At 54.2% G+C, this 22,836-nt stretch carries 23 protein-coding genes; 8 read left to right on the forward strand and 15 right to left on the reverse strand.

Annotation, left to right across the window (positions count from 1 at the left end):
- Positions 1–67: 67 nt before the first annotated feature.
- Positions 68–1,198: a tRNA guanosine(34) transglycosylase Tgt gene (gene tgt / locus QBD29_RS11165; RefSeq protein WP_280098170.1), complete on the reverse strand. Its 1,131-nt coding sequence runs from the start codon at positions 1,196–1,198 to the stop codon at positions 68–70.
- A gap of 57 nt (positions 1,199–1,255) precedes the next feature.
- Between tgt and rimK the strand changes: the two genes are divergently transcribed.
- The 5 genes from rimK to tpiA all read left to right on the forward strand — a co-directional run bounded on the left by rimK (position 1,256) and on the right by tpiA (position 4,656).
- A complete protein-coding gene (rimK, locus tag QBD29_RS11170) occupies positions 1,256–2,653 on the forward strand; it encodes a 30S ribosomal protein S6--L-glutamate ligase (RefSeq protein WP_280098171.1) in 1,398 nt (465 codons plus the stop codon).
- A 203-nt stretch (positions 2,654–2,856) separates the two neighbouring features.
- The gene (locus QBD29_RS11175; protein ID WP_280098172.1) at positions 2,857–3,219 is read left to right on the forward strand and encodes an SUF system Fe-S cluster assembly protein; all 363 of its coding nucleotides are present in this window, start codon (positions 2,857–2,859) and stop codon (positions 3,217–3,219) included.
- Positions 3,219–3,569 carry an iron-sulfur cluster assembly accessory protein gene (locus QBD29_RS11180; RefSeq protein ID WP_280098173.1) on the forward strand — a complete coding sequence of 117 codons (351 nt, stop codon included), beginning with the start codon at positions 3,219–3,221 and terminating at the stop codon, positions 3,567–3,569. Before QBD29_RS11175 ends, QBD29_RS11180 begins: the two co-directional genes overlap by 1 nt.
- Complete coding sequence (locus QBD29_RS11185; protein ID WP_280098174.1) at positions 3,569–3,910, forward strand: TfoX/Sxy family protein; 342 nt, start codon at positions 3,569–3,571, stop codon at positions 3,908–3,910. The genes QBD29_RS11180 and QBD29_RS11185 overlap by 1 nt, the downstream gene beginning before the upstream one ends.
- 2 nt (positions 3,911–3,912) lie before the next feature.
- Complete coding sequence (gene tpiA, locus QBD29_RS11190) at positions 3,913–4,656, forward strand: triose-phosphate isomerase (RefSeq protein ID WP_280098175.1); 744 nt, start codon at positions 3,913–3,915, stop codon at positions 4,654–4,656.
- 1 nt (position 4,657) lies between these two features.
- Here tpiA and QBD29_RS11195 read toward each other — a convergent pair whose 3' ends face one another.
- Complete coding sequence (locus QBD29_RS11195) at positions 4,658–5,767, reverse strand: DUF6456 domain-containing protein (protein WP_280098176.1); 1,110 nt, start codon at positions 5,765–5,767, stop codon at positions 4,658–4,660.
- 187 nt (positions 5,768–5,954) lie between these two features.
- On the opposite strand from QBD29_RS11195, the gene QBD29_RS11200 reads away from it, so the two are divergent.
- Positions 5,955–6,254, forward strand: a complete 300-nt coding sequence (locus QBD29_RS11200; protein WP_280098177.1) for a DUF6477 family protein — start codon at positions 5,955–5,957, stop codon at positions 6,252–6,254.
- Here QBD29_RS11200 and QBD29_RS11205 read toward each other — a convergent pair.
- Positions 6,251–7,237 (reverse strand): M23 family metallopeptidase, encoded by a 987-nt coding sequence (locus QBD29_RS11205; protein WP_280098178.1) that lies wholly within the window; start codon positions 7,235–7,237, stop codon positions 6,251–6,253. The genes QBD29_RS11200 and QBD29_RS11205 overlap by 4 nt on opposite strands.
- An 86-nt stretch (positions 7,238–7,323) precedes the next feature.
- Between QBD29_RS11205 and QBD29_RS11210 the strand changes: the two genes are divergently transcribed.
- Positions 7,324–8,697: a M20/M25/M40 family metallo-hydrolase gene (locus QBD29_RS11210; protein ID WP_280098179.1), complete on the forward strand. Its 1,374-nt coding sequence runs from the start codon at positions 7,324–7,326 to the stop codon at positions 8,695–8,697.
- A 6-nt stretch (positions 8,698–8,703) separates the two neighbouring features.
- Here the strand turns inward: QBD29_RS11210 and QBD29_RS11215 are convergent, their stop codons facing one another.
- Both QBD29_RS11215 and QBD29_RS11220 read right to left on the reverse strand, forming a co-directional pair.
- Entirely contained in the window at positions 8,704–8,979 is a 276-nt protein-coding gene (locus tag QBD29_RS11215) for a hypothetical protein (RefSeq protein ID WP_280098180.1), read from the reverse strand.
- 61 nt (positions 8,980–9,040) lie between these two features.
- Complete coding sequence (locus tag QBD29_RS11220) at positions 9,041–11,851, reverse strand: bifunctional [glutamine synthetase] adenylyltransferase/[glutamine synthetase]-adenylyl-L-tyrosine phosphorylase (protein ID WP_280098181.1); 2,811 nt, start codon at positions 11,849–11,851, stop codon at positions 9,041–9,043.
- On the opposite strand from QBD29_RS11220, the gene QBD29_RS11225 reads away from it, so the two are divergent.
- Positions 11,850–12,320: a YbaK/EbsC family protein gene (locus tag QBD29_RS11225; protein WP_280098182.1), complete on the forward strand. Its 471-nt coding sequence runs from the start codon at positions 11,850–11,852 to the stop codon at positions 12,318–12,320. The two genes, QBD29_RS11220 and QBD29_RS11225, sit on opposite strands and share 2 nt — an antisense overlap.
- Here QBD29_RS11225 and lpxB read toward each other — a convergent pair.
- The 10 genes from lpxB to QBD29_RS11275 all read right to left on the reverse strand — a co-directional run bounded on the left by lpxB (position 12,317) and on the right by QBD29_RS11275 (position 22,822).
- Positions 12,317–13,486, reverse strand: a complete 1,170-nt coding sequence (gene lpxB, locus QBD29_RS11230; RefSeq protein WP_280098183.1) for a lipid-A-disaccharide synthase — start codon at positions 13,484–13,486, stop codon at positions 12,317–12,319. The two genes, QBD29_RS11225 and lpxB, sit on opposite strands and share 4 nt — an antisense overlap.
- Entirely contained in the window at positions 13,483–14,349 is an 867-nt protein-coding gene (gene lpxI, locus QBD29_RS11235; protein WP_280098184.1) for a UDP-2,3-diacylglucosamine diphosphatase LpxI, read from the reverse strand. The genes lpxB and lpxI overlap by 4 nt, the downstream gene beginning before the upstream one ends.
- A 3-nt stretch (positions 14,350–14,352) precedes the next feature.
- Positions 14,353–15,159 carry an acyl-ACP--UDP-N-acetylglucosamine O-acyltransferase gene (gene lpxA / locus QBD29_RS11240; protein ID WP_280098185.1) on the reverse strand — a complete coding sequence of 269 codons (807 nt, stop codon included), beginning with the start codon at positions 15,157–15,159 and terminating at the stop codon, positions 14,353–14,355.
- 1 nt (position 15,160) lies between these two features.
- Positions 15,161–15,637: a 3-hydroxyacyl-ACP dehydratase FabZ gene (fabZ, locus tag QBD29_RS11245; RefSeq protein ID WP_280098186.1), complete on the reverse strand. Its 477-nt coding sequence runs from the start codon at positions 15,635–15,637 to the stop codon at positions 15,161–15,163.
- 87 nt (positions 15,638–15,724) lie between these two features.
- Complete coding sequence (locus QBD29_RS11250) at positions 15,725–16,288, reverse strand: OmpH family outer membrane protein (protein WP_280098187.1); 564 nt, start codon at positions 16,286–16,288, stop codon at positions 15,725–15,727.
- Positions 16,289–16,292: 4 nt separating this feature from the next.
- A complete protein-coding gene (gene bamA / locus QBD29_RS11255) occupies positions 16,293–18,653 on the reverse strand; it encodes an outer membrane protein assembly factor BamA (RefSeq protein WP_280098188.1) in 2,361 nt (786 codons plus the stop codon).
- A 148-nt stretch (positions 18,654–18,801) separates the two neighbouring features.
- Positions 18,802–20,151 carry an RIP metalloprotease RseP gene (gene rseP, locus QBD29_RS11260; RefSeq protein WP_280098189.1) on the reverse strand — a complete coding sequence of 450 codons (1,350 nt, stop codon included), beginning with the start codon at positions 20,149–20,151 and terminating at the stop codon, positions 18,802–18,804.
- Positions 20,152–21,312 (reverse strand): 1-deoxy-D-xylulose-5-phosphate reductoisomerase, encoded by a 1,161-nt coding sequence (gene dxr, locus QBD29_RS11265; protein WP_280098190.1) that lies wholly within the window; start codon positions 21,310–21,312, stop codon positions 20,152–20,154. It abuts the gene before it with no gap.
- Positions 21,312–22,100 (reverse strand): phosphatidate cytidylyltransferase, encoded by a 789-nt coding sequence (locus QBD29_RS11270; protein ID WP_280098191.1) that lies wholly within the window; start codon positions 22,098–22,100, stop codon positions 21,312–21,314. Before QBD29_RS11270 ends, dxr begins: the two co-directional genes overlap by 1 nt.
- On the reverse strand, positions 22,097–22,822 hold the full coding sequence (locus tag QBD29_RS11275) for an isoprenyl transferase (RefSeq protein WP_280098192.1): 726 nt from the start codon (positions 22,820–22,822) through the stop codon (positions 22,097–22,099). The genes QBD29_RS11270 and QBD29_RS11275 overlap by 4 nt, the downstream gene beginning before the upstream one ends.
- Positions 22,823–22,836: the final 14 nt, after the last annotated feature.

Here is a 22,836-nt window from a genome sequence, read left to right on the forward strand (position 1 = left end):
CCGTGAACATCTGGCAAGAGCAAGGGTGGAAGTTGAAAAAGAAGGTTTCCGAATATCGAACGATCGGTCAAACAGGCTCGATATCCCCTTGTGCCCGAACAGCGTGAAAATCCGCTACAAACGCGTCCAGCGTCCCTGCCCCAATCGCATCGCGCAAACCCTGCATCAATTCCTGATAATAATGGAGATTATGCCACGTCAGCAGCATGGAGCCGATTATTTCTTGCGACTTAATCACGTGATGCAAATAGGCTCGCGAATAGTTTGAACAGGCAGGACAGGAACAGGCCGCATCGAGTGGTCGCGGGTCATCCTTATGCCGTGCGTTACGCAGATTCACTTGTCCCATGCGTGTTTGTGCCTGCCCTGTGCGCCCAGATCGGGACGGCAACACACAGTCAAACATGTCAACGCCGCGTTGCACCGCGCCAACAATGTCATCAGGTTTGCCAACACCCATCAAATACCGCGGCTTATCCTGCGGCAACTGCTCTGGTGCGAAATCAAGGCAACCGAACATGGCTTCTTGCCCTTCACCAACCGCCAGCCCACCAATGGCATAGCCGTCAAATTCAATCGCCTTTAACGCTTCGGCACTTTGCGCACGCAAATCTTCTTCCAATCCGCCTTGCTGAATCCCAAACAGCGCATAGCCAGGGCGATCTCCAAACGCATCGCGGGACCGTTGCGCCCACCGCATCGACATTTCCATGCTTTCACGAATGCGCGTGCGATCCGCCGGCAATGCGGGGCATTCATCAAAACACATGACGATGTCCGACCCCAACAGCTTTTGGATCTCCATCGACCGTTCTGGCGTCAGATTATGCTCTGACCCATCAATGTGACTGCGAAATTTCACGCCTTCTTCGGTCAATTTGCGCAAATCCGTCAGGCTCATCACCTGAAATCCGCCACTGTCCGTCAAAATGGGGCGATCCCAGTTCATAAACTTGTGCAAACCGCCTAGGTTATGCACCCGCTCCGCGCCCGGGCGCAGCATTAGATGATAGGTGTTACCCAGCAGAATATCCGCCCCCGTCGCGCGCACGCTGTCGGGCATCATCGCCTTTACGGTCGCAGCTGTTCCCACGGGCATAAACGCAGGCGTGCGAATGTCGCCGCGCGGTGTTGACACCACCCCAGTGCGTGCGCGACCTTGGGTGCTTGAAACGGAAAATGTAAAACGTTTGGACATGGCGCTTCCCTACCGATGCCGCTCAGAAATTCAAGCACTGATTAGGAACCACATCAAATGGACACCCCAGCCGACGCCAACAATGCGCCCTTTGTTTTAGGCTGGGAAGAATGGCTTGCACTGCCGGATTTGGGCCTGCACGCGATGAAAGCCAAGGTGGACACTGGCGCAAAAACCTCCGCACTGCACGCCACCAACATCGAAAGCTTTGGCACCAAGGCCAAACAACGGGTACGATTTGTGGTCCATCCCGATCCATCCAACGACAAAACCGAAGTGATTTGTTCCGCAGATGTGGTGGGCCAGAAAGAGGTCACATCTTCAAACGGTGAAAGCGAACTGCGTTACGTCATTCGAACCCATGTGCAATTTGGTGAGCGTGCATGGCCCATCGATATCACGCTGACGGATCGCAAAAACATGGCCTACCGCATGTTGCTGGGGCGCCAAGCCTTTCCTGATGGGACCATCGTCAATCCCGCCGAAGGGTTCAATCAGCCTGAACTCTCCTATGATCTTTACAAAAAGCGCGCACCCGCCACCGCAAAACGGCCCCTGCGCATTGCGATTTTAACGCGTGAGCCAAACAACTATTCCACGCGCCGCATTATTGAAGAGGCCGAAAACCGCGATCATGTCATTGAAATTATTGACACAACGCGGTGTTACATGAACATCCGTACGGTCGAACCAGAGGTACACTACGACGGAAAGGTCCTGCCTCGCTATGATGCCGTGATCCCGCGCATTGGCGCATCCATCACGTCTTACGGCACATCCGTTGTGCGCCAATTTGAAACCATCGGCACTTATTGCGTGAATGGGTCATGGGGCATTTCCGCCAGCCGCGATAAGCTGCACGCCCATCAAATCCTTGCGCGTCATCAAATCGGTATGCCCACCACCGCCTTTGCCTCATCCCCAAAGGACACCAAAAACCTGATCGGCATGGCAGGCAAAGCCCCTTTGATCGTCAAATTGCTCGAATCGACCCAAGGCAAAGGTGTCGTGCTGGCAGAAACCCAAAAAGCCGCCGAAAGTGTGATTTCCGCGTTTCGTGGGCTCAAGGCCGAATTTCTGGTGCAGCAATTTGTCAAAGAAGCCGCGGGCGAGGACATTCGCTGCCTTGTTGTGGGGGGCAAAGTTGTGGCCGCCATGCGCCGAAAAGCGGCTGAGGGTGAGTTTCGTTCAAACCTGCATCAAGGCGGCGTGGCCGAAGCGGTGAAAATCACCCGAAAAGAGCGGGAAACCGCGCTAAAGGCGGCCCGTGCCATGAACCTTAACTTTGCAGGGGTGGATTTGCTGCGCTCTGCGGATGGACCAATGGTTCTTGAAATCAACTCCTCCCCTGGGCTCGAAGGGGTGGAAAAGGCCACAAAACGAAACGTCGCGGGCAAAGTTATGGACCATATCGAACGGCGCGTGCGCCCTTCAACCGCGCGAAAGTCCACATAAATCATGCGTTAAAACCTGCCGCTTATCCTTAGTTTGGAACGTGGCGATCGCGACATCAGAAACCCCTTTACGGTCAAGCGGTTAGCAATGCTCTTGTGTTTGAAATATCGTCACTAACCGCTTTAACGCCGCACCTTGTAATCTGGACACCGCGTTTTACATTCCATATAAGAACACTCAAGTATACAACACGCAGGTTCCCCATGAACGCCGAAAATCCGCCAATGGAAGGCGAACCCCTGATCAAACCATCCACCACGGATCACCCCCTTCACGAAGCTATTTGTGAGGCCTGCCGCACCGTGCATGATCCTGAAATTCCAGTGAATATCTTTGATCTGGGTCTGATCTATACCATCGAAATTGACGATGCGGGCAATGTGAATGTGCTGATGTCGCTGACGGCTCCGGGCTGCCCTGTGGCGGGCGAAATGCCAGGCTGGGTCGAAGACGCCGTCATGGCTGTGCCTGGTGTCCAGTCCGTCACGGCGCAACTGGTTTGGGAACCCCAATGGGGCATGGACATGATGTCCGATGAGGCCCGCCTAGAGCTGGGATTCATGTGATGTTTGGCATTCCAGGCAAACAAGCGGTTTCCATCACCGATAAGGCCGCGGGCCAAATCGTTAAACTGATGGCCGAAGGCGGCAAGAAAGGCCTGCGCATCGGCGTGAAAAAGGGCGGCTGTGCGGGAATGGAATACACCATGGAATACGTGGACGAGGTTGATCCCCACGACGAAGTGGTGGAACAAGACGGCGCGCGTGTCATGATCGCTCCGATGGCGCAAATGTTCTTGTTTGGCACCGAAATTGATTACGAAGTGTCGTTGCTTGAAGCAGGTTTCAAATTCAACAACCCCAACGTGACCGAAGCCTGTGGCTGCGGTGAATCCATCAAATTCGAAGGCATGTAATGGCGGTCTCTGCCGAGGATATCGCCTATGTCACTGATCTTTTCTCAGACCTTCCTGCCGTTACCACACGCAAAATGATGGGCGGCCTGTCGATTTATTCCGAAGGCACAATTTTTGCCATTTGGATGGGCACGGGCGAATTGGAAGGCACTTTGATGGTGAAAGCCACAGATGACCTCGCTCAGGCGTTGGAAAACGACGGTGCGATCCCTTTCACCTACACCAACAAAAAATCAGGCAAGACCGTCACCATGCCCTATTGGTCCTTGCCCGATTCTGCGTTAGACGATCCCGAATCCGCCTGTGATTGGGCACGTAAATCTTTGATACAAAACGGATAACCATGCCTAAGAAACTTGCCGCTGGAAACTGGAAAATGAATGGCCTGCGTGAAGCCTTGGCCGAAGTCAAAGCGCTCAACGATGCCTGCCCAACCCACGACTGCGATGTCTTGATCTGCCCACCCGCCACGTTGATGCGTTCTATGGCGAAAGTCTGTGATGACATGCAGATCGACGTGGGTGGCCAAGATTGCCACGAAAACACATCAGGCGCACATACAGGCGATATTTCAGCGCCGATGCTGGCGGACACAGGGGCAACTTATGTGATCCTTGGTCATTCGGAACGCCGTGCCACATATGGCGAAACGGATCGGCAAATCCGTGCAAAAACCACTGCGGCATGGAATGCGAACCTAACGGCAATCGTTTGTATCGGTGAAACGCTCGAAGAACGGGATGCGGCCAATACCCTTGATATTGTAGGCGCTCAATTGGCCACCTCCGTGCCTGATAATGCTACGGCGGCGACCCTTGTGGTGGCTTATGAACCTGTTTGGGCCATTGGCACGGGCAAAACCCCAACGCTTTCTGAAATCGAAGAAGTTCACACCTTTATTCGTAATCGCCTGACAGATCGGTTTGGCGCGGAAGGGGCGGAAATGCGTATCCTTTACGGCGGGTCTATGAACCCGAAAAACGCTGCCGACATCGCGGCTGTGCCAAATGTGGACGGTGGATTGGTCGGGGGTGCCTCGCTCAAAGCCTCCGATTTCATCCATATCGTTCAAGCCCTAAACGCCTAACTCACCCTATTTTACGCTCTTCAGGCTGATACGACGTGTCGTAATGTTGGCGCAATCGTTGCAGCGCAATGCGCAGTACAATCTTCCCTGATCGTGCTGACCACCCCATGCGTTTTTCCGCAATTTCCAGCCCTTCCAGAAAACAGCAACACCGCATCGCAATATCACCAAGGCCTGGACCCAAAGCCTCTAATGCGGCGTGCAATCTGTCTTGGGCCACGGTTGACCCGCCGTCTCCCGATCCGAAATTACCCCGCTGACCACCCGTCAAAAACCGTTCCCAGTTCTGACCAACGCGCGGCCCCATTTGGGACAGTTCGAAATCCTCGCGCAGGCGATCCCCTGCTTCGATCAATTCACTGCTTAAAAACGCACGGCCGTTTTTGTCTTTTTTGCGCGCCAAAGTCGTGAGCGGGCTTTCTCGCAAGTTCACCCGCTTCTTGCGCGTCACACCGTCATCGTCACGAACGGATCGCTCGCCCCAATCTTTGTGCTGTTCTGAAAACACACTTGGGCCTTCGGCGAACCCTGTGGGGGTCCGCCCTTTGATCGTGTCCTCTGCAATCGCGCGCTTCAACGCGGATCGACCCACATCGGTGATCTCATAAAGGGAGATATGCCCCGTCTGCGAACACCGCAACCAGTCTTTAATCACGCTTGTTCCTGCCAAACAGGCATCCACAACGGCCGTGCGCGTGCGTTTCCCATCGGCATTCGCCCGCATCACAACTGCCTTTTTCAGACCTTTTGACACCACCAGCATCGCGCCCGTTTCAGCCATCCGCCGCAACAGGGTCTTTTCTTCAGCGCTGAATTGCTCTGGCCCAGTCCCGCTTAACCTCGTGCCATCTGGGCGCACCAATCGGTTTCCCTTGACCGCAGCCGAGTTTAGAAACTGATCAAGTGCGGGATCATCACGCAATCCTTCAATTTTGCGCACACGGCGCATAATCGTAGAGGGATGCACGTCCGACTTTTGCGCAATGGACCGGATGCTTTTTCCATCCACCACATGTGCCAAATAGCTCGCCGCAGCCTCTTCTAACCCCCCGCGCCGCGTGGCGCTGGAGCCCGAATTTTCATGATGTTTAGCAGTCTTCTGTTCAGTCACTTAACTTACCCCAAAATAGTGAGTGCCCGAACTACCTAAAGTTGATTGTTAAAAAATTCGTTAAAGTTATCCACAAATTATCCACATTGTTTCCATTCGGTAAACAAAGAATTACGGGCGTTCTGTGAATAAGTATTTGCGCAACGGTTGTTTCACTGGGGGTATCAAAGTTGGGAAAGGACTCACTATGATCAACACCCAAGTAATTCTCAGTTCGCTGAAACGTCCGAAAATACTCATCAATGCGGCCCGTCTGGGTATGGCAGATTACAACCGTGACGCGGATTTACGATTCATTGTCAAAACCAGCACCACACCCGATCACGATGCGGCCATCGAAACGCTGTTGGCACGGGAAAACGAATTAGAAAGCAATCGCAAGAACGGCAATGCGGGCTATAGCGTTCACGAACACATTCGGGTGCTTGCGGCCTTGCTGGCTGAGTCGCGATTGCCCATTTTTTCGCAGAAACGTTTGTCGCCCTAATTCAGCGTCATCGTTCGGGTTTCGGAATGTAAAACCCGACCATCGCGCAAAACATTCACATGAATATGGTATTCACCCGCGGCCCAACCGCCAGCAGGCGCCCGTTTCCCAGCAAACCCAAACCACTGCGCCTTTCGCTTTTCCAGCGGAGGGCGTTTTGATGTGATAATCTGCCCCGTCGGCCCTTCGAGGGTCAATTCCAGAACGTCGTCCGTTTTACCGTTCACCGCAATCCCATACACCACCAGCGGGGCGTCGGATTTGGGTTGAAAATCCGACCAATTCCCATCCATCACATCATTTACGGACGGCCCCGTATCCGCCAAACCAACCGTCACCACTTTGGTTGGTTGATAGGTGAATCTTTCAGCAAAATCGGGGTCCCAGAGCGTTGATTCCGGTTCATAAGTACAGCGCGTGCTGTCAAATTCTGGGGAAAACGGGTCCACTGGTTTGCCATCCTTGCGCACGGAAAGGTGCAAATGTGCGAACTGCGTGCGGCCTGACAACCCGATTTGCCCAATCACTGTCCCCGCTTTGATTGTTGTGCCTTTTTCACCGATCACACTGCCTTGTTTCATATGGCAATATTGGGTTTCCCAGCCATTTTCGTGCCGCAAAACCATCCCATTGCCGCATTCTTTACCTGAAACCGCATCCAAGTCTGATTGCGATTGCGCACGGCGATCCACCATTCCATCGCGCAGGCCAAGGATCACACCATCCGCTGCTGCCAAAACATTCACGCCGCGCTGCATATCCCCGGCTGAAATCCGAAAATCCGTACCTTTGTGCCCGTCATAACTGGCCTCATCGCAGGTGAAATCCTGAATCCCATCCGTTGTGTCATGGTCCATAAACTGTTGAATCACACAGGTGTCCCCAAGCGTGCAATCCACAGGCTGCTGCAACACCAAATCTGCCGCCGCTGTTTGCGCCAAAACAGCCGCAACACTCCCAATCACCCACCGAGACAAAACCATTTTTCCACCCTCAATACTGCTTTTCATCTGCCGCAAAACAGTGTGTAAATCATATCAACGCACACCCCTACCGAAAAGGTCACCCTATGTCTCTTGATCAAGTTCTTGCCCATATTGATGCGGATCAGGACGCCGCCCTTGAACGACTAATGGCGCTTTTGCGTATTCAGTCCATCTCTACAGACAGCGCCTATGCCGATCAATGCGATGCAGCGGCAGATTGGTTGATTGATGACCTCAACAGCCTTGGGTTTGACGCCAGCAAACGTGAAACACCAGGCCATCCAATGGTTGTCGCCCACAGCGAAGGCACAGGCACGCACGCGCTATTTTACGGCCACTACGATGTGCAACCCATTGATCCAATTGAACTTTGGGATAACCCACCGTTTGAGCCAAGCATCGAAGACACCCCAAATGGTAAGGTGATCCGTGGTCGCGGCTCATCCGATGACAAAGGCCAGTTGATGACCTTTGTTGAGGCCTGCCGCGCTTGGAAAGCCGTTACAGGCAGCCTGCCAACCAAAGTGTCGATCTTGTTTGAGGGCGAAGAGGAATCAGGGTCCCCCTCCCTTGTTCCGTTTATGGAAGCCAACAAAGACGAGCTGAAATCCGACATCACGCTGATTTGTGACACTGGCATGATCACGCCCAATACGCCATCCATCGTAACCATGTTGCGCGGTCTCGTGGGCCAACAAGTCACCATCACTGGCCCTGACAAAGACCTGCATTCAGGCTTTTTCGGCGGCTTGGCGCGCAACCCAATCCGCGTGATGAACAAGGCGCTTGCCGCACTGCATGATGACGAAGGGCGCGTCACTCTTGATGGATTTTACGACGGTGTTCAGGAACTGCCCCAACAAGTGGCCGATCAATGGAACAGCATCGACTGGTCCGCTGACGAATTCTTGGGTGGCGTAAATCTGTCCGTGCCTGCGGGGGAAGCGGGCCGCTCTGGGCTGGAACAAATCTGGTCACGCCCCACATGTGATGTAAACGGCATCTGGGGCGGCTATACAGGCGAAGGCTCCAAAACCGTGATCCCATCCCAAGCCCATGCAAAAATTAGCTTCCGCTTAGTGGCTGGCCAAGACCCGCTGAAAATTCGCGAGGCTTTCCAAGCACACATGCGCGCGCACTTGCCCGAAGATTGCGATGTGGAATTCAATGATTATGGCGCGGGCCCAGCGGCCAGTATGGAAATCGACAATCCAGCCTTTGAACTGGCCCGCTCTGCCCTGACCGATGAATGGAACACAGATGCAGTTTACGTAGGCTGTGGCGGCTCCATTCCGATTGCGGGGCATTTCCAAGATATCGTTGGCACACAATCCATGCTCATCGGCTTTGGCCAAGACGACGATCAAATCCATTCACCGAATGAAAAATACGACTTGCGATCCTTTCACAAAGGCATTCGCAGCTGGGCACGTATACTCGCGGCCCTCGCCGACTAAAGCGATTTACCCTGTGGTTCTGGATCGACCGCCCCGCCGCACGGCTGGGCGGTTTGCTTTTTCCAACCCTTCGCGCAACACCGCCGTCATGGCGTGATCAGGTGCATTGCCTGCGTATTCATCCAACAATTCGTTCAACATCGCACGCATATCTGCACCCAATTGCGTACCAAGCGCCCAGTCCAAAAAGATGCTGCGACATTCCTGTTCGCCAATGTCCATTCGGTACGCTTCATAAATCAGCCCGCGTGGATCAATTGCCAAATTTCCTTTGTAAACCATGCTATTCTCCCTGCTTGCCCGCCCTTGCCATGGCAAACCTGCTCACACAAGCCTAGACCCGTCACTTGGCGGCCAAAATGCGATCAATTTCCGCCTTTGATTGCACAACCGCATCCGAAATTGCCTCTTTTAACGCAGTTTCATCGTCAAATCCCGTGAACGCCAGCACAAACCCCATACCATCGCGTCCCAATTGATCGGGATCAAACCGACCAGAAATTAACAAACGTTGCGCCTGTTGCACCGCGCACAGCAGCGCATGTGTTTGCGCCAAGCCACGGACATTTGGATCAAACGAAAGGGCCAATTGCATACGCGGATCGCGCACGTCACTGCCAGATACCAGCGCCACCATCTGAGCCAGCAATTCGATATCCAGAATACCGCCTGCCAAATCTTTCACGTCCCAAGAAGTGGCTTGATTGCCCTTGGCCGCCATCAAACGGGCCCGCATATCAGCCACATCTTGTGCCACCACCGCCGTTTCGCGCGGCAACGCCAGAACGGCGGCCCGCACGGCCTCTACTTCATCGGCAACGCCCGCCACGACGCGCCCACGCGTCAGGGCCAAATGCTCCCACGTCCACGCCTTTTCATGTTGATAGGCTGCAAATCCCGCCACTGACGTGGCCACTGGCCCTTGCCGCCCTGATGGGCGCAACCGCATGTCCACCTCGTAAAGCTCCCCTTCGGACATGGGCGAAGATAATGCCGTAATCAGAGTTTGGGTCAGACGCGCAAAATATTGGCTGGCCGACAGGGATTTCTTCCCATCCGAATACTCCCCATCCACAGAATAGAGCAGGATCAAATCCAGATCACTGGTCGCTGTCATCTGCCGCGACCCCAGCTTCCCCATGGCCAAAATGCTAACGTCTTGGCGCTCAAACCGCCCGTACCGCCGCGCCACATCCCGCTCAACCCAGGGCAAAACCCCTTGGATCACCGCACTGGCGAGATCGGAATAGGCGCCTTCTACTTCTTCCAAATCGGCCAGTTGGCGCAGCATCAAAACGCCAATGCGGAAATGCTGTTCTTTCTGCCACCGCCGTGTCGCGTTCAGCGCATCCTCGTAATCATCCACATCTTCCAGCGCCGTTTCCAACATCTGGAAATACCCATCCGCATCTGGCAAAGGCTCAAAAAACTGCCCACTCAGAACCGCGTCCAAAACGCTCGTGTTGCGCGATAAATGCTGGGCCAAAGCGGGCGCAATGGCGCAGATATCCAACAAGAGCTCTAGGATATGGGGATTGGCCTCGAACAGGGAAAACAATTGCACCCCTGCGGGCAATTTGCGCATAAATCCATCCAGCTGCATCAGTGCAAAATCAGGCCGTGCCGCCCCTGCCAATCGGCGTTCAATATCAGGGCGTAACCGTTCAAAAATTGTCACCGACCGATCGGATCGCAGTGCAGGCAAACCGGCCCAACTGTCCATGGTTTCGCGCAAATGCGGCTCTAGCGTGGGCGTATCCTCATCCCGTTCATCCACATCGGGTTCAAAGAACCCTTCGATTAGGTCATGCACATGTTGTAAACGGTCCCGCTGATCCTGCAAAAAACCGTCAACATCGGCCCAACCCGATAGGTTGGCCAATTGCGCTACCGCTTCATCACTGCTCGGCACGATCTGTGTTTGTGCATCCCGCAGCATTTGAATGCGGTGTTCGGTGGTGCGATGCGCCACGTAAGCCGCGCTTAAATCATCCGCCACATCGGCAGGAATCCATCCTTTGGCCTGTAACGCCGTCAATGCCCCAAGCGTGGTCGCGGGCCGCAAATCCTTGTCCCGTCCCCCAGCAATCAGCTGTTGGGTTTGGGCAAAAAACTCGATTTCTCGTATGCCCCCTCGCCCCAATTTCATATCGTGGCCACGCACCACGATAGGGCCGCCTAACCCTTTGTGTTCACGAATTAAAAGGCGCATGTCATGGGCGTCTTGAATGGCCGCGAAATCCAGGTGTTTGCGCCACACAAACGGTTTGATCCGCTCCAAAAACGCGGTCCCCGCTGCGATATCCCCTGCACAGGCCCGCGCCTTGATAAACGCGGCCCGTTCCCACGTGCGCCCCTCACTTTCATAGTATCGTTCCGCAGCATCCATGGGCACACATACAGGTGTCACAGACGGATTGGGCCGCAATCGCAGATCGGTGCGAAACACATATCCATCCGCGCTGACATCTGACAACAGCTTGGCCATATTGCGTGTGGCCCGTTGCAATGCCATGCGTGCCTCGTCGTAATCCTCCCCCGCGTGGTGATCCCCATCAAACAAGACAATCAGGTCAATATCGGACGAATAATTCAATTCCCCCGCCCCCATCTTGCCCATGGCAATCACCGCAACCCCAGCGCAATCAGCCAGATCATCGGGCCCGCAGTTCGGCAACTTACCCCGTTCAATCATCGTGACAATTTCAGATCGCAACGCCATATCCACCGCTACATCCGCAAACCGCGTGAGCCGTGACGTAACCTCTGTCAGCGGCCAAATCCCACCAAGATCACAGGCCGCCAGCAACAACGCCACTCGCCGTTTTGCTTGCCGCAAACCCGTGTTCAGTGGCGTTTCAATGGTGCTAAGGATTGCGTCAAACGCTTCGTCTGGGTCCTGATCTAGTGCAGCGTCGAACCAATCCGCCTCTTTCTCCAGCAAACCGCGTAAAAAGCTGCTGCTGCCCGCCATTCCCGCCACTAAATCCTGCACCCGTTTGGGGCGACCTTGAACCCGATCAACAGCGTCTTGCGCCAAGTCTTGGTCATGGGGCAACGGCGCGCGGGTCAGCAGATTTTGTAACGTCATTCCAATAAGATGGGCCGCATCGCCCCTTGCGTCAAGCGGCCATTCACGGCACTGATATCCCATGAGCAAGAGCCTGAAACGCGTCAAACGCACCGCCGAAGAATTGGGATTAACCATCGACGTGGTTGAAACCACCATCGACACGCACACCGCCGAACAAGCGGCCCAATCGCAAAACTGTCATGTGGATCAGATCGCAAAATCCATCATCTTTCGCGGTGAAACCAGCGGCACAGCCATCCTGTTTCTTACGGCTGGGGGCAACCGCGTAGACGGTGACAAAGCCTCCGCCTTGGCCAATGAGCCGCTTGGCAAAGCAGACGCCGCATTGATCCGTGCGCAAACAGGTTTCGCCATTGGTGGCGTGTCCCCAATCGGGCACTTGAACCCGATTAAGACCTTTATTGATCCGCGTTTGATGGAATTTGATGAACTTTGGGCCGCCGCAGGTACGCCGCGCCACGTATTCGCCATATCGCCACAGGTTTTGGTGGATGTTACAGGAGCCGTAGTGGCGGATTTTACGGCCTAACGGACCAGAAACGCCATCACAGATTTCGCCGCCCGCAGGCCAGGGTCCTCTCCGCCACGACCAAGCGCATCAATCGTTTGCACACAAGCATCGCGCTGTGCCGCTCGCGCCGCATCATCACTTAGCAGATTGGCCAGCACTGGGCCGATCTGTTCCGCCGTGCAGTTTTCGAACAGGAATTCGGGAATAACACGCGTATCCGTTACAATGTTAATCAAGTTCGCCGTATCAATCAGCGCCATCTTTTTCACCATGCGCGTGGTCAGGTAATTCGCCTTATAAGCCACCACCATCGGGCATTCCGCTGCGGCCAGTTCCAGTGCAACCGTCCCACTGGTGGCCAGCGCGACAGTGCTCAAACGAAACGCAATCCGCTTTCGATGCTCGGCTTCTTCTGCAGAAAATCCCGTTGGGTCAAGGATATAAGTGCGCAATGCCCAATCCTCGACCAAGTCCTTAACCTGTTCAAGAACTGCCCCGGCCGCAGGCATCAGGATTTGCACACCTGCCACATCACGCGCCGAAGGACCAATGGACCAGCGATAAATTGGCCCCATCCGCGCCACTTCGCCTTTGCGCGACCCTGGCAACAAACAGATGATCGGCCGATCCCGACGCAGGCCCAGTTCCTCCGCTAAGGCGTCCAGTTCTGCTTCACTCGGTTCAGGCTCGGCTGCCACAGGATGACCGACAAAATCACAACTCATCCCCGCCTTTTCCATATAGGGCGGCTCAAACGGCAATAACGCCAGCACATGATCGACGGTTTTGGCCATTTTCTCGGCCCGCTCTGGTCGCCAAGCCCAAACGCTTGGGGCCACGTAATGGACCACCTTCAGGTTCGGATTTGCCTCTTTCACCTTTGATGCTACACGCAGGCAAAAATCAGGGCTGTCGATGGTGATCAATACATCTGGCGCAAAGGCCTTTGCCGCAGCAACGGTTTGTTTCACGCGGCGCAGCAACTTTGGCACTTTTGGCAGGACCTCTAACAAGCCCATGACCGAAAGATCAGACATATCAAACAAAGACGCCAGTCCCTGCGCCTGCATATTGGCACCGCCAACCCCTTGATATTCAACGGTTCCCAGTGACGAGAGCCCCGCCATTAAGGCCCCACCGAGTTTATCCCCCGATGGTTCGCCCGCCAAAATGAAAACCTTCATTCGCTGGCCTCATCATCACGGGCCACACCCACCAGAAACAGACCCAATTCATCCGCTTTGGCCACTGTTTCCTCTAGGCCCAGCACCAATACACCGCCTGCCTGAACCGCAACACCTGCCAATCCTGCCTTGGCCGCTGACACCATCGTGCCCACGCCAATGCTCGGCAAATCCACGCGCCAGTCTTGGCCGGGTTTTGGCACTTTGCACAGCACACCTTTTGATCCTTTAGGATCGAGCCGAAACCGATCTCCCGTATCCGCTACAAACCCCAGCATGGCATCCGTGCCCTGAATGCTTTCAACACCCAGACAAATCCCCTGCGCCACAACCGCGCCCTGCCCCACGTCCATCCGACCAGAGGCTTGTGCAATATCAAGCCCACGCTTGATATCCACCCAGTCCGCCTTGGTGATCTTGGCCACCGTTTGAATGCCGCTGGGGGCCAGCAGGCTTTCAAGCACATCATGGGCGCCAATCACCTCCATGCCTTCAGCTTCGAAGATGGCGGTGATGGTGCGCAACGTCACATCGTCACCCGATTTCATCGCGGGCAAGAGTTTGGGCGCAAGGCTCCAGAATTTCAGATCAAACTTGGTCCAGCGCAATTGTGGCCGTTGCATACCACCTGCAAAGGCCACATGACCAAACCCACCTTTTTTCAGGGCTTTGAACATACGGGCAGGTTTTTCGAATTCTGCTTCGATGACAGGGCGGTTCGTGACCCAATCAGGCGAAAACCCAGCGAACAGAACCACCACATAGTCGCGCCCAATGCGAGCGCATTCTTCGGCCAGCAGGCGTGGCAAATCCCCGTCCCCTGCGACAATCGCAAGGGGGGCATTACCAACATCCGCGCCCATAGATTAGCTGCCTTTCGGGGTGGTGATATGGCGGCTGCTGTCTTCTAGGATGAAATCCGTGACATCCTGCACCAGCGCATTAGACGCATATTCCATCTGCATGGTGCCCGCCCGCTCGCGCAGTGATCCCGTGCCAGTGAACAACAACTTAAACGCCGCGCGCAGCCCGTTAATTTCGTTCTTTTCCGATCCTCGGCGTTTCAAACCCACAAGGTTCAACCCTTCCAAGGTGGCGCGGTCCCCCATGACCGTACCGTAAGGGATAACGTCGGCCACAACCGCGGCCAAGCCACCAATCATTGCACCACGCCCAATACGACAGAATTGATGTACGCCAGACAATGCACCCATCACTACGAAATCTTCGATAATGCAATGCCCGCCAAGGCTGGCGTTATTGGCCAGAACAACATTGTTCCCAACGATACAATCGTGCCCGATGTGAACACCCATCATATACAAACCATCATCACCCACTTTGGTCAGCCCACCACCACCTTCGGTGCCAGGATTCATGGTGACATGTTCGCGGATGCGGTTGCGTTTGCCAATTTCCAGCTTGGTGCGCTCGCCGCCAAATTTCAAATCCTGCGGGATGTGGCCAATGCTGGCAAACGGAAAGATGATCGTGCCATCGCCAATTTCGGTCCAGCCTTCAACCACCACATGGGATTTCAGCTCGACACCTTCGCCAAGCGTGACCTCAGGGCCGACGACGCAGAACGCGCCAATCTTGCAATTCGGCCCAATCACGGCACCGCCTTCAACCACCGCCATTTGGTGGATTTCAGCACTTTCATGCACAGACATATTACTGATCCTCTGGTGGAACCATCATTGCATTGAACTCGGCTTCGGCGACGACTTTGCCATCGACAACGCCTTCCCCAAAAAACCGCCATAATTTGCCGCGTCCCCGGATCACCTTCACGTGCAACTCCAGCTGATCGCCTGGGGTCACAGGGTGGCGGAACTTGCACTTATCAATCGACAGGAAATAGACCAACATATCGTTGTCCATCATATCGAGTGTTTTCACCACCAAAACGGCAGCGGTTTGCGCCATCGCTTCTACAATGGTGACACCAGGCATAATGGGTTGCGCGGGGAAATGGCCTTGAAAATGCGGCTCGTTATAGGTGACATTCTTAATGCCGACGGCGCTTTTGTTCAGGTCGATATCGCGCACGCGGTCGATCAGCAAAAATGGATAGCGGTGCGGGATCATCCGTTTAATGTCTTGGATATCCGCGCTCAACAATGCGCCACCTGCGTCTGCATCTGCCATTTCGTTTCCCTTAGTCTTTGATTTATCGTTTAAACGTGCCTACCAACCCGACTGCCAACGTTCAAGTCAGGACTTGGCCGAACAGTTTTATTCCAGCGTCAGTTGACCCGCGCCATAGGCAGCATCCAGCCGCTCTATGACAAGGTTTGTAACATCTCCACCTTGGCTCAGCCAAATGGCGCTTTCATCCAAAACAAACTGAATGCCCCTGTCCGCCATCAGCTTCACGATGATCTGTTCTGCCTGCCTGAAAAACCGAAACCGCGCATTTTCAAGAGATTTGGTCAGTTCAACGCCCTTTTGCTCTTGGACACGCCGCACCTCTTTGACTTTCGCATCAAAAGCTTCGGCTAAGGGGGTAAACTCGGCTGGAGTCAGGGTTTTGCGCAGCTCGGTCAGCTCTCGCTCTTCACGCTCCAGATCCTGCGCAAGAGTTTCGTTTTCTTTCACTAACGCAGCCTGACGGTCTGACAACACTTTAATCAGCGCACGGCCAAAGTCGGATCGTTGGATCAACCGTTCACGGTTGATGCTCACAATTGCAGGTCCGTCTTGAAAGACAGGAAAGGTCGCATCTTGCGCAACGGCCTGACCGCTCAGAAACACGCATCCAATCAAGAAAACTGCCTGAATGCGTGTGAAAAAGCGCATCGCCTTAGAAACGGGTATCAATGGTAAAGTTGAACGTTTCTGTATTGTCGACACCCTCTACAAACTCCAGCGGTTTCGCAAAGTTAAACCGTAGAGGACCAATGGCCGTATCCCAGAAAATGGAAACACCAATTGCAGAGCGCAGTTCAAAATCAGCAGAGCTGGCATTTACACCACCTGCAGATGGTCGATCCAATCCCCAAACGGAGCCAACATCAAAGAACAAACCACCGTGGATGCCGTATTCCTCTGGCAAACCGATTGGGAAACTCGCTTCCAATCGTGCCAGAGCATAAAAGTTACCGCCCAAGGCTTCGTCAAAGGTTGTCCCCCCAACGGTGTCCACGTTACGCGGACCGATACCAAAGGATTCAAAGCCGCGCAGCGTATTACCGCCCAATTGGAACCGGTCGATAATGCTTGTGCTCTCACCGCCAAAGGACTTCAGGTAGCCCCCTTCAAACTCAGCGGAGAGAATGACCTCTTCGTTGAACAAACTGCGGTAGGTTTTTGCGTTCGCAACAGCCTTATAATAATTGTTGTCCCCAGCAATCCCAGCCAGCGTTTGATCAAAGCTAAAGATAAAGCCCGCGGTAGGATCAACCGGCGAGTTTCTTCGATCAAAGGTGTACCCAAGACCGAACCCAAACGTTGAACGTGAGCCCTGTTCTTGTTGGATCAACGCCGAGGAGTTGGCACCCGCGGTAACTTCATCCTGTGCGATCACAAGCGATGTACTCAGGCGAGAAAACTCACCAATTGGGAAGGACAGCGACGGTACAAACTGCAAACGTGTGGTGTCAAAGGTCAGGTTTTCGTTGTCTGTCGTGCGATAAGACACGCTCATTCCAAGCGCCAAGTCACGGTCAAACAGCTTTGGCTCAACGAAGTTGAACGAAAACTCGCGGTTGTTTGATGTGGTGCTGATGGTCAAACCAATGCTTTGGCCCCGCCCAAGGAAGTTGTTTTCCGTCAGGTTCACGTTGCCGCCCAGACCATCATCTGTCCCGAACCCAAGGCCAAAGCCAAGTGTCCCCGTTGGCTGCTCTTCCACGTTCACATCAATCACAACTTGATCAGGACCAGAGCCTTCGCGGGTTTGGACATCAACGCGCGCGAAAAAGCCCAACGCACGAATGCGATCTGCCGCTTCTTGCACCTTACGGGCGTTAAACGGATCCCCTTCGATGCTTTCAAATTCGCGGCGAATTACGCGGTCGAGCGTGTCACTGTTGCCCTCAATATCAATGCGTTCGATGAACAACTTAGGTCCACGCACCAACTCAAAGTCAATGTCCAACGTCCGCGTGTCATCGTTGCGCGTCACACGGGGTTGTGCCTGAACAAACGGCAGCCCTTTTTGTGCGGCAATAATGTCCATACGCTGCAACGTCGTGTTCACCTGCTCAGGATTGTAAACGGAACCGCTTCTGATTCTCAGGGCACGATTGTAATCGTCAATGTTTACATCGGGTTCAGGGCTGGAGATGCTCATCTCACCAAAGGTGTATTGCTGGCCCTCTTGCACCTGAAAGTTCACACCGAATGAATTGCGCTCTCGGGCAAAATCAGCGGAAGACGACACGACATCGGCGTCGATATAACCGCGTTTCAGGTAAAAGTTGCGCAGCTTCTCTTTGTCAAATTCCAAACGCTCTGGGATGAATGTGTCGCGGCGTACAAACGCACGGAACAGGCCCGCTTGTTTTGAATCAATTGTCCGACGCAAGCGGCGATCCGAATACTGACGGTTCCCCGTAAAGCTGATGCGGTTGACCTCAACCACACGTCCTTCGCGTACTTCAAACACCAGATCAACACGGTTGTCAGAGCGACGGATAATTTTTGGCTCCACGCGCGCGGCCAAACGGCCAGCAGCAGCATAAGCGTTGGTAATCGCCAGTGTATCAGCTTCGGCCTGCAACGGAGAATAGGCACGGCGCGGCACAGATCCGATCAGGCCAAGCAGGTCTTCGTCTTTCAAGCGGCGGTTGCCTTCAATCGCGATGACATTGATCGTTGGGTACTCGACAACTTCAATCACAAGACGGCCGCGCTCTGGGCGAACATCAACAGATTCGAACAAGCCAGAATCAAACAAGTTCTGGACAGCCCCGTTAATCTGGCCTGGCGTTACCCGAACCCCTGCAGAAATACCTGCAATAGATCGGATCGTATCAGATGCAATGCGCTGGTTGCCCGACACATCAATGCGGCTGAACCTTGCGCTCGCTTGCGCGTAAGCCGCTGAACTTTCAACGAAAACAGCGCCCGAAATCGGCACTATGGCTGTGGCTAAAGCTACAGCAGCGCAAGAGTTTTTCATTCCACGGAAAAACCGCGCAGCAGCTCGCGAAGTAATCATTGTGACCTAGCCCCCCAGGCATCAACTTTTTCATTTATGTCATTGGGGCTCTTTCTAATGGAACCCGCACAGAAATCAAAGACGCATAATGCGTATTTGTTTAGTTAATCTACTAGGTCTTGTGGGCAGTCACCAATCACAATCGCACCTACCCCAGCAAACGCACCCCATCATAGAACGTGGCATAGAGCACAAGCGTGATCAAAAGCGAAAAGCCCGCCAACATGATATAGTTCAACACCTTCTCGTTTGGTGGGCGCTTAAACACCGCTTGATAGGCATAAATCACCAAATGGCCCCCATCCAAAACGGGGATGGGCAACAGGTTCATCAGGCCAATCGCCGTCGAAATAACGGCCACAAATTGAATCAAATCCAACAGGCCCTGCGATGCTGTATCCCCTGACGCCACTGCGATACCCAGCGGGCCGTTCAAGTTCTTTGGCGAAATTGCCCCTGTCACCAGCTTGGAAATGGTTTGCCCGAAAACGGTGACCATGCCCCATACGCCCTGCGCCCCGATTTGCAGCGCCTCAATCGGCCCAACGGATCGCATGTCTGCTTCGAACGGGCCAAAGGATTGCACGCCGATTTGAACTTTCTCTTTCAATTGCCCTTCACTATCCACATAGGCGGATTTGCGGGGCCGAATGATCAGCTCAACCGTTTCGCTGCCACGTTGCACCACCAGTGGAACACGGTCTTCAGGCGCGGCAATTATCAACTCACGAAGCTCAGAAAAGGTGCGCACTGGGTTGTCGCCAACCTGCAAAATAATATCGCCCTTTTTCACCCCAGCGCGTGCTGCCGGTTGTGCGGGCATTACACGCCCCACCGCTGGTAAATAGGGATATGGCGCAATCACCTCGATTGTTTGGCCATCCCGCTCCACCACATAGGTGCTTTGCGCGCTAAAGGTTTCAGGGTCGAGCAACTTGCGAAAATCTTCGTTGGTGGTGATGGCAACCCCATCCACAGAAATCAAACGATCCCCCTGAACCAGCTCATTTTTCACGCCGTTCAACTGGTTCACTGTGCCAACAACAGGTTCGCCTGTGGGAACACCAGAATACAGAACCACACCCGCAAAAATAATGAACGAGGCAACAAAATTGATACCAGGTCCCGCAAACACCGTTAGCGCCCGTTTCCACAACGCTGCCTTTTCCAAGGTTTTCGCGCGCAATTCTTCGGGCATGGCTTCGATGGCTGCATGATCTACGCCGCCACTCGCCGCATTCGCGTCGCCCAAAAATTTTACATACCCCCCAAGCGGAAGGGCAGAAATCTGCCAACGGGTGCCCCGCTTATCGACCCATGATTTCAGCACAGGGCCAAACCCCATCGAAAACGCCTCCGCGTGGATGCCACACCAGCGACCCACGATGTAATGGCCATATTCGTGGATAAAGATCACGATGCTCAGCACGATAACAAACGGCACGATAAACGTCAGCGGCTCGCCAATCAGCGGAATATATGCCAGAAAATCAAACATCTAGTGGAACCCTTCTTTCGCGGCTTGCGCCGATAACTTGCGTGCCGTTGCATCCATTGCAATCACGCTTTCCAACGTTACTTCGTCACTTTTGGCAGGATCAATTTGGTCCAGAACCGAGCGAACAACCCGCGCCATGTCCAAAAACCCGATATCCCGCGCCAAAAACATATCCAATGCGGCCTCTTTCGCCCCGTTAAACGCGGCCCCAGCCAAACCGCCCATATCCATCGTCTGCTGTGCCAGCGTTAAAGATGGAAATTGATCTGTGTTTGGATGCTGAAAGGTCAATGCGCCCAGCGTGCCGAAATCCAGCCGCTCGATGGGTAAATCAACCCTTTCTGGCCAATTTAAGGCAAATCCAATGGGCGCACGCATATCAGGCGGGCCAAGATGGGCCATAATCGCGCCATCGGCAAATTCGACCATGGAATGGATGATGGATTGCGGGTGAACGATCACTTCGATCTGTGCGGGCGTCACGTCAAACAGCACATGCGTTTCCAGCACTTCCATTGCCTTGTTGAACATCGACGCGCTATCAATCGAAATGCGCTGCCCCATATCCCAATTTGGATGGGCCACAGCTTGTTCTGGCGTGGCCGTTTCCATGGCTTTCATGGATGCGTTTAGAAACGGACCACCCGATGCGGTTAGGATGATCCGATCTACGGCCTTATCGGCGCCACCAATACATTGAAAAATTGCAGAGTGCTCACTGTCTACGGGCAACAAAGTGGCCCCTGATGCCGCGCAAGTCTGCTGCAACAACGCCCCGCCACACACCAAACTTTCTTTGTTGGCTAAGGCGAGGGTTTTAGAGTGCTGCGCAATGGCCAGACTGATCTCGAGCCCGGCAAACCCCACCACCGACGACATCGCCCAATCCACAGGGATTGCAGCAGCATCCAAAAGCGCTTCGCGTCCCGCAAGCGGCGTTACATTCGATCCCGCCAAAGCATCGGTTAAATCAGCCAACAGCGCATCATCGGCAACAACCGCAATCTGCGCCTTTAGGGCAATCGCCTGTTGAGCCAGCAGCTTTACATTGCGCCCACCGCTTAACGCGACAACTTGGAATTCATCCATCCGCCGTGCGATCAAATCAATTGTGTTTTGACCCACCGATCCCGTGGATCCAAACACCGACACGCGCCGCATTACACCAGACCCAACAAACCAGTTCCACCCAGCGCCATCACAATGGACAGCGCAACCGCAGCCCCCATGGTGCCATCAAATCGATCCAACAATCCGCCATGCCCTGGGATTAGGTTGCTGCTGTCTTTGACGTCCGCGCGTCGCTTCATCAGGCTTTCCAACAGATCGCCAATTTGCGCAGCAATGGCCATAAGCACAGACACAAGGATCAACCCCATGCCGCCTTGCCCCATTTGCACCGCGACAAACCCGACAACCGCTGCCAGCGCCCAGCCCCCAAGGGTGCCAGACCACGTTTTCTTAGGGCTAATTTTTGGCAAAACCTTTGGCCCACCAATCACTTTACCCGCGAAATAACCGCCAACATCGCTGGCCACCACGACAAGAACCAGCCAAACTGTCCAGCCAAACCCGAACTCGCTGCGCAGCAAAAACAAGGTCGTGCAGGTGATTACAATCGCAACCGCCGTTATCACCACTGGGGCCTTTGTGTGATGCCCAATCAACGCCGCACCTGCCGCGATGATCACCAAAACACCTGCCCAAAACATGCTTAAAAACAGGGCTGACAGGACAACAGCGGCAATCACAAGCCCGAACACGTAATGCACCAAAAGCGGTGTCGCGTGCATTCGGCTGACTTCCCAAGCCATCAACCCAGCGGCCACAATCAGCAGCACACCAAAGGCATCGCCGCCCACCCACATACAGCCAAGACCAATAACGATCAGCGCAACTGCGGACACGATACGCGGCATGAGGTCGGAAAAATCTGGCGCGCCGCTCATTTTAAGGCAACCGCACCGAACCGACGCTCGCGCGCCCGAAACTGCGTCAGGATTTTAACCATCTCTGGCACGGTAAAATCGGGCCAAGCGGTGTCTGTGAACACATATTCCGCGTAACAGGCCTGCCATGGTAAAAAGTTTGATGTGCGGCATTCGCCCGATGTGCGGATCACCAAATCAGGATCAGGCAAATCTGCGGTATCGAGGAAATTGCCAATCATCTGTTCGGTCACATCTTCGGGTTTAATCATTCCCATATTCGCCGCTTTGGCGATACGGCCCACAGCGCGCACAATTTCATCGCGCCCGCCATAGTTCAGCGCAATGGTCAGTTTCAGCCCCGTGTTGTTCACGGTCAACGCTTCCAGCTCGGACATCAGCGAATTCAGCTTGTCATCCAGCGGGCCACGATCCCCGATAAACCGCACCCGAACGTTGTCTTCGTCAAGCGTGGCCGCTTCGCCCCGAATGTAACGCTTGAACAGGTTCATCAGCCCCGTGACTTCGCGCTCAGAGCGTTTCCAGTTTTCGGTGGAAAACGCAAACACCGTCAGGCAATCCACCCCAAAATCAGGGGCGGCACGGATTACATCACGCACCCGATCAACGCCTTTGACATGCCCTTTAAGGCGTTCCAATCCCCGCGCTGTTGCCCAGCGCCCGTTGCCATCCATAATAATCGCAACGTGGTCCGCATGTGTTTGTTTTGTGTTTTGCGCCATCTGCCCGTTTTCTA

Origin of the sequence: Amylibacter sp. IMCC11727 (genome assembly GCF_029854195.1) — a bacterium.
Lineage (GTDB): Bacteria > Pseudomonadota > Alphaproteobacteria > Rhodobacterales > Rhodobacteraceae > Amylibacter.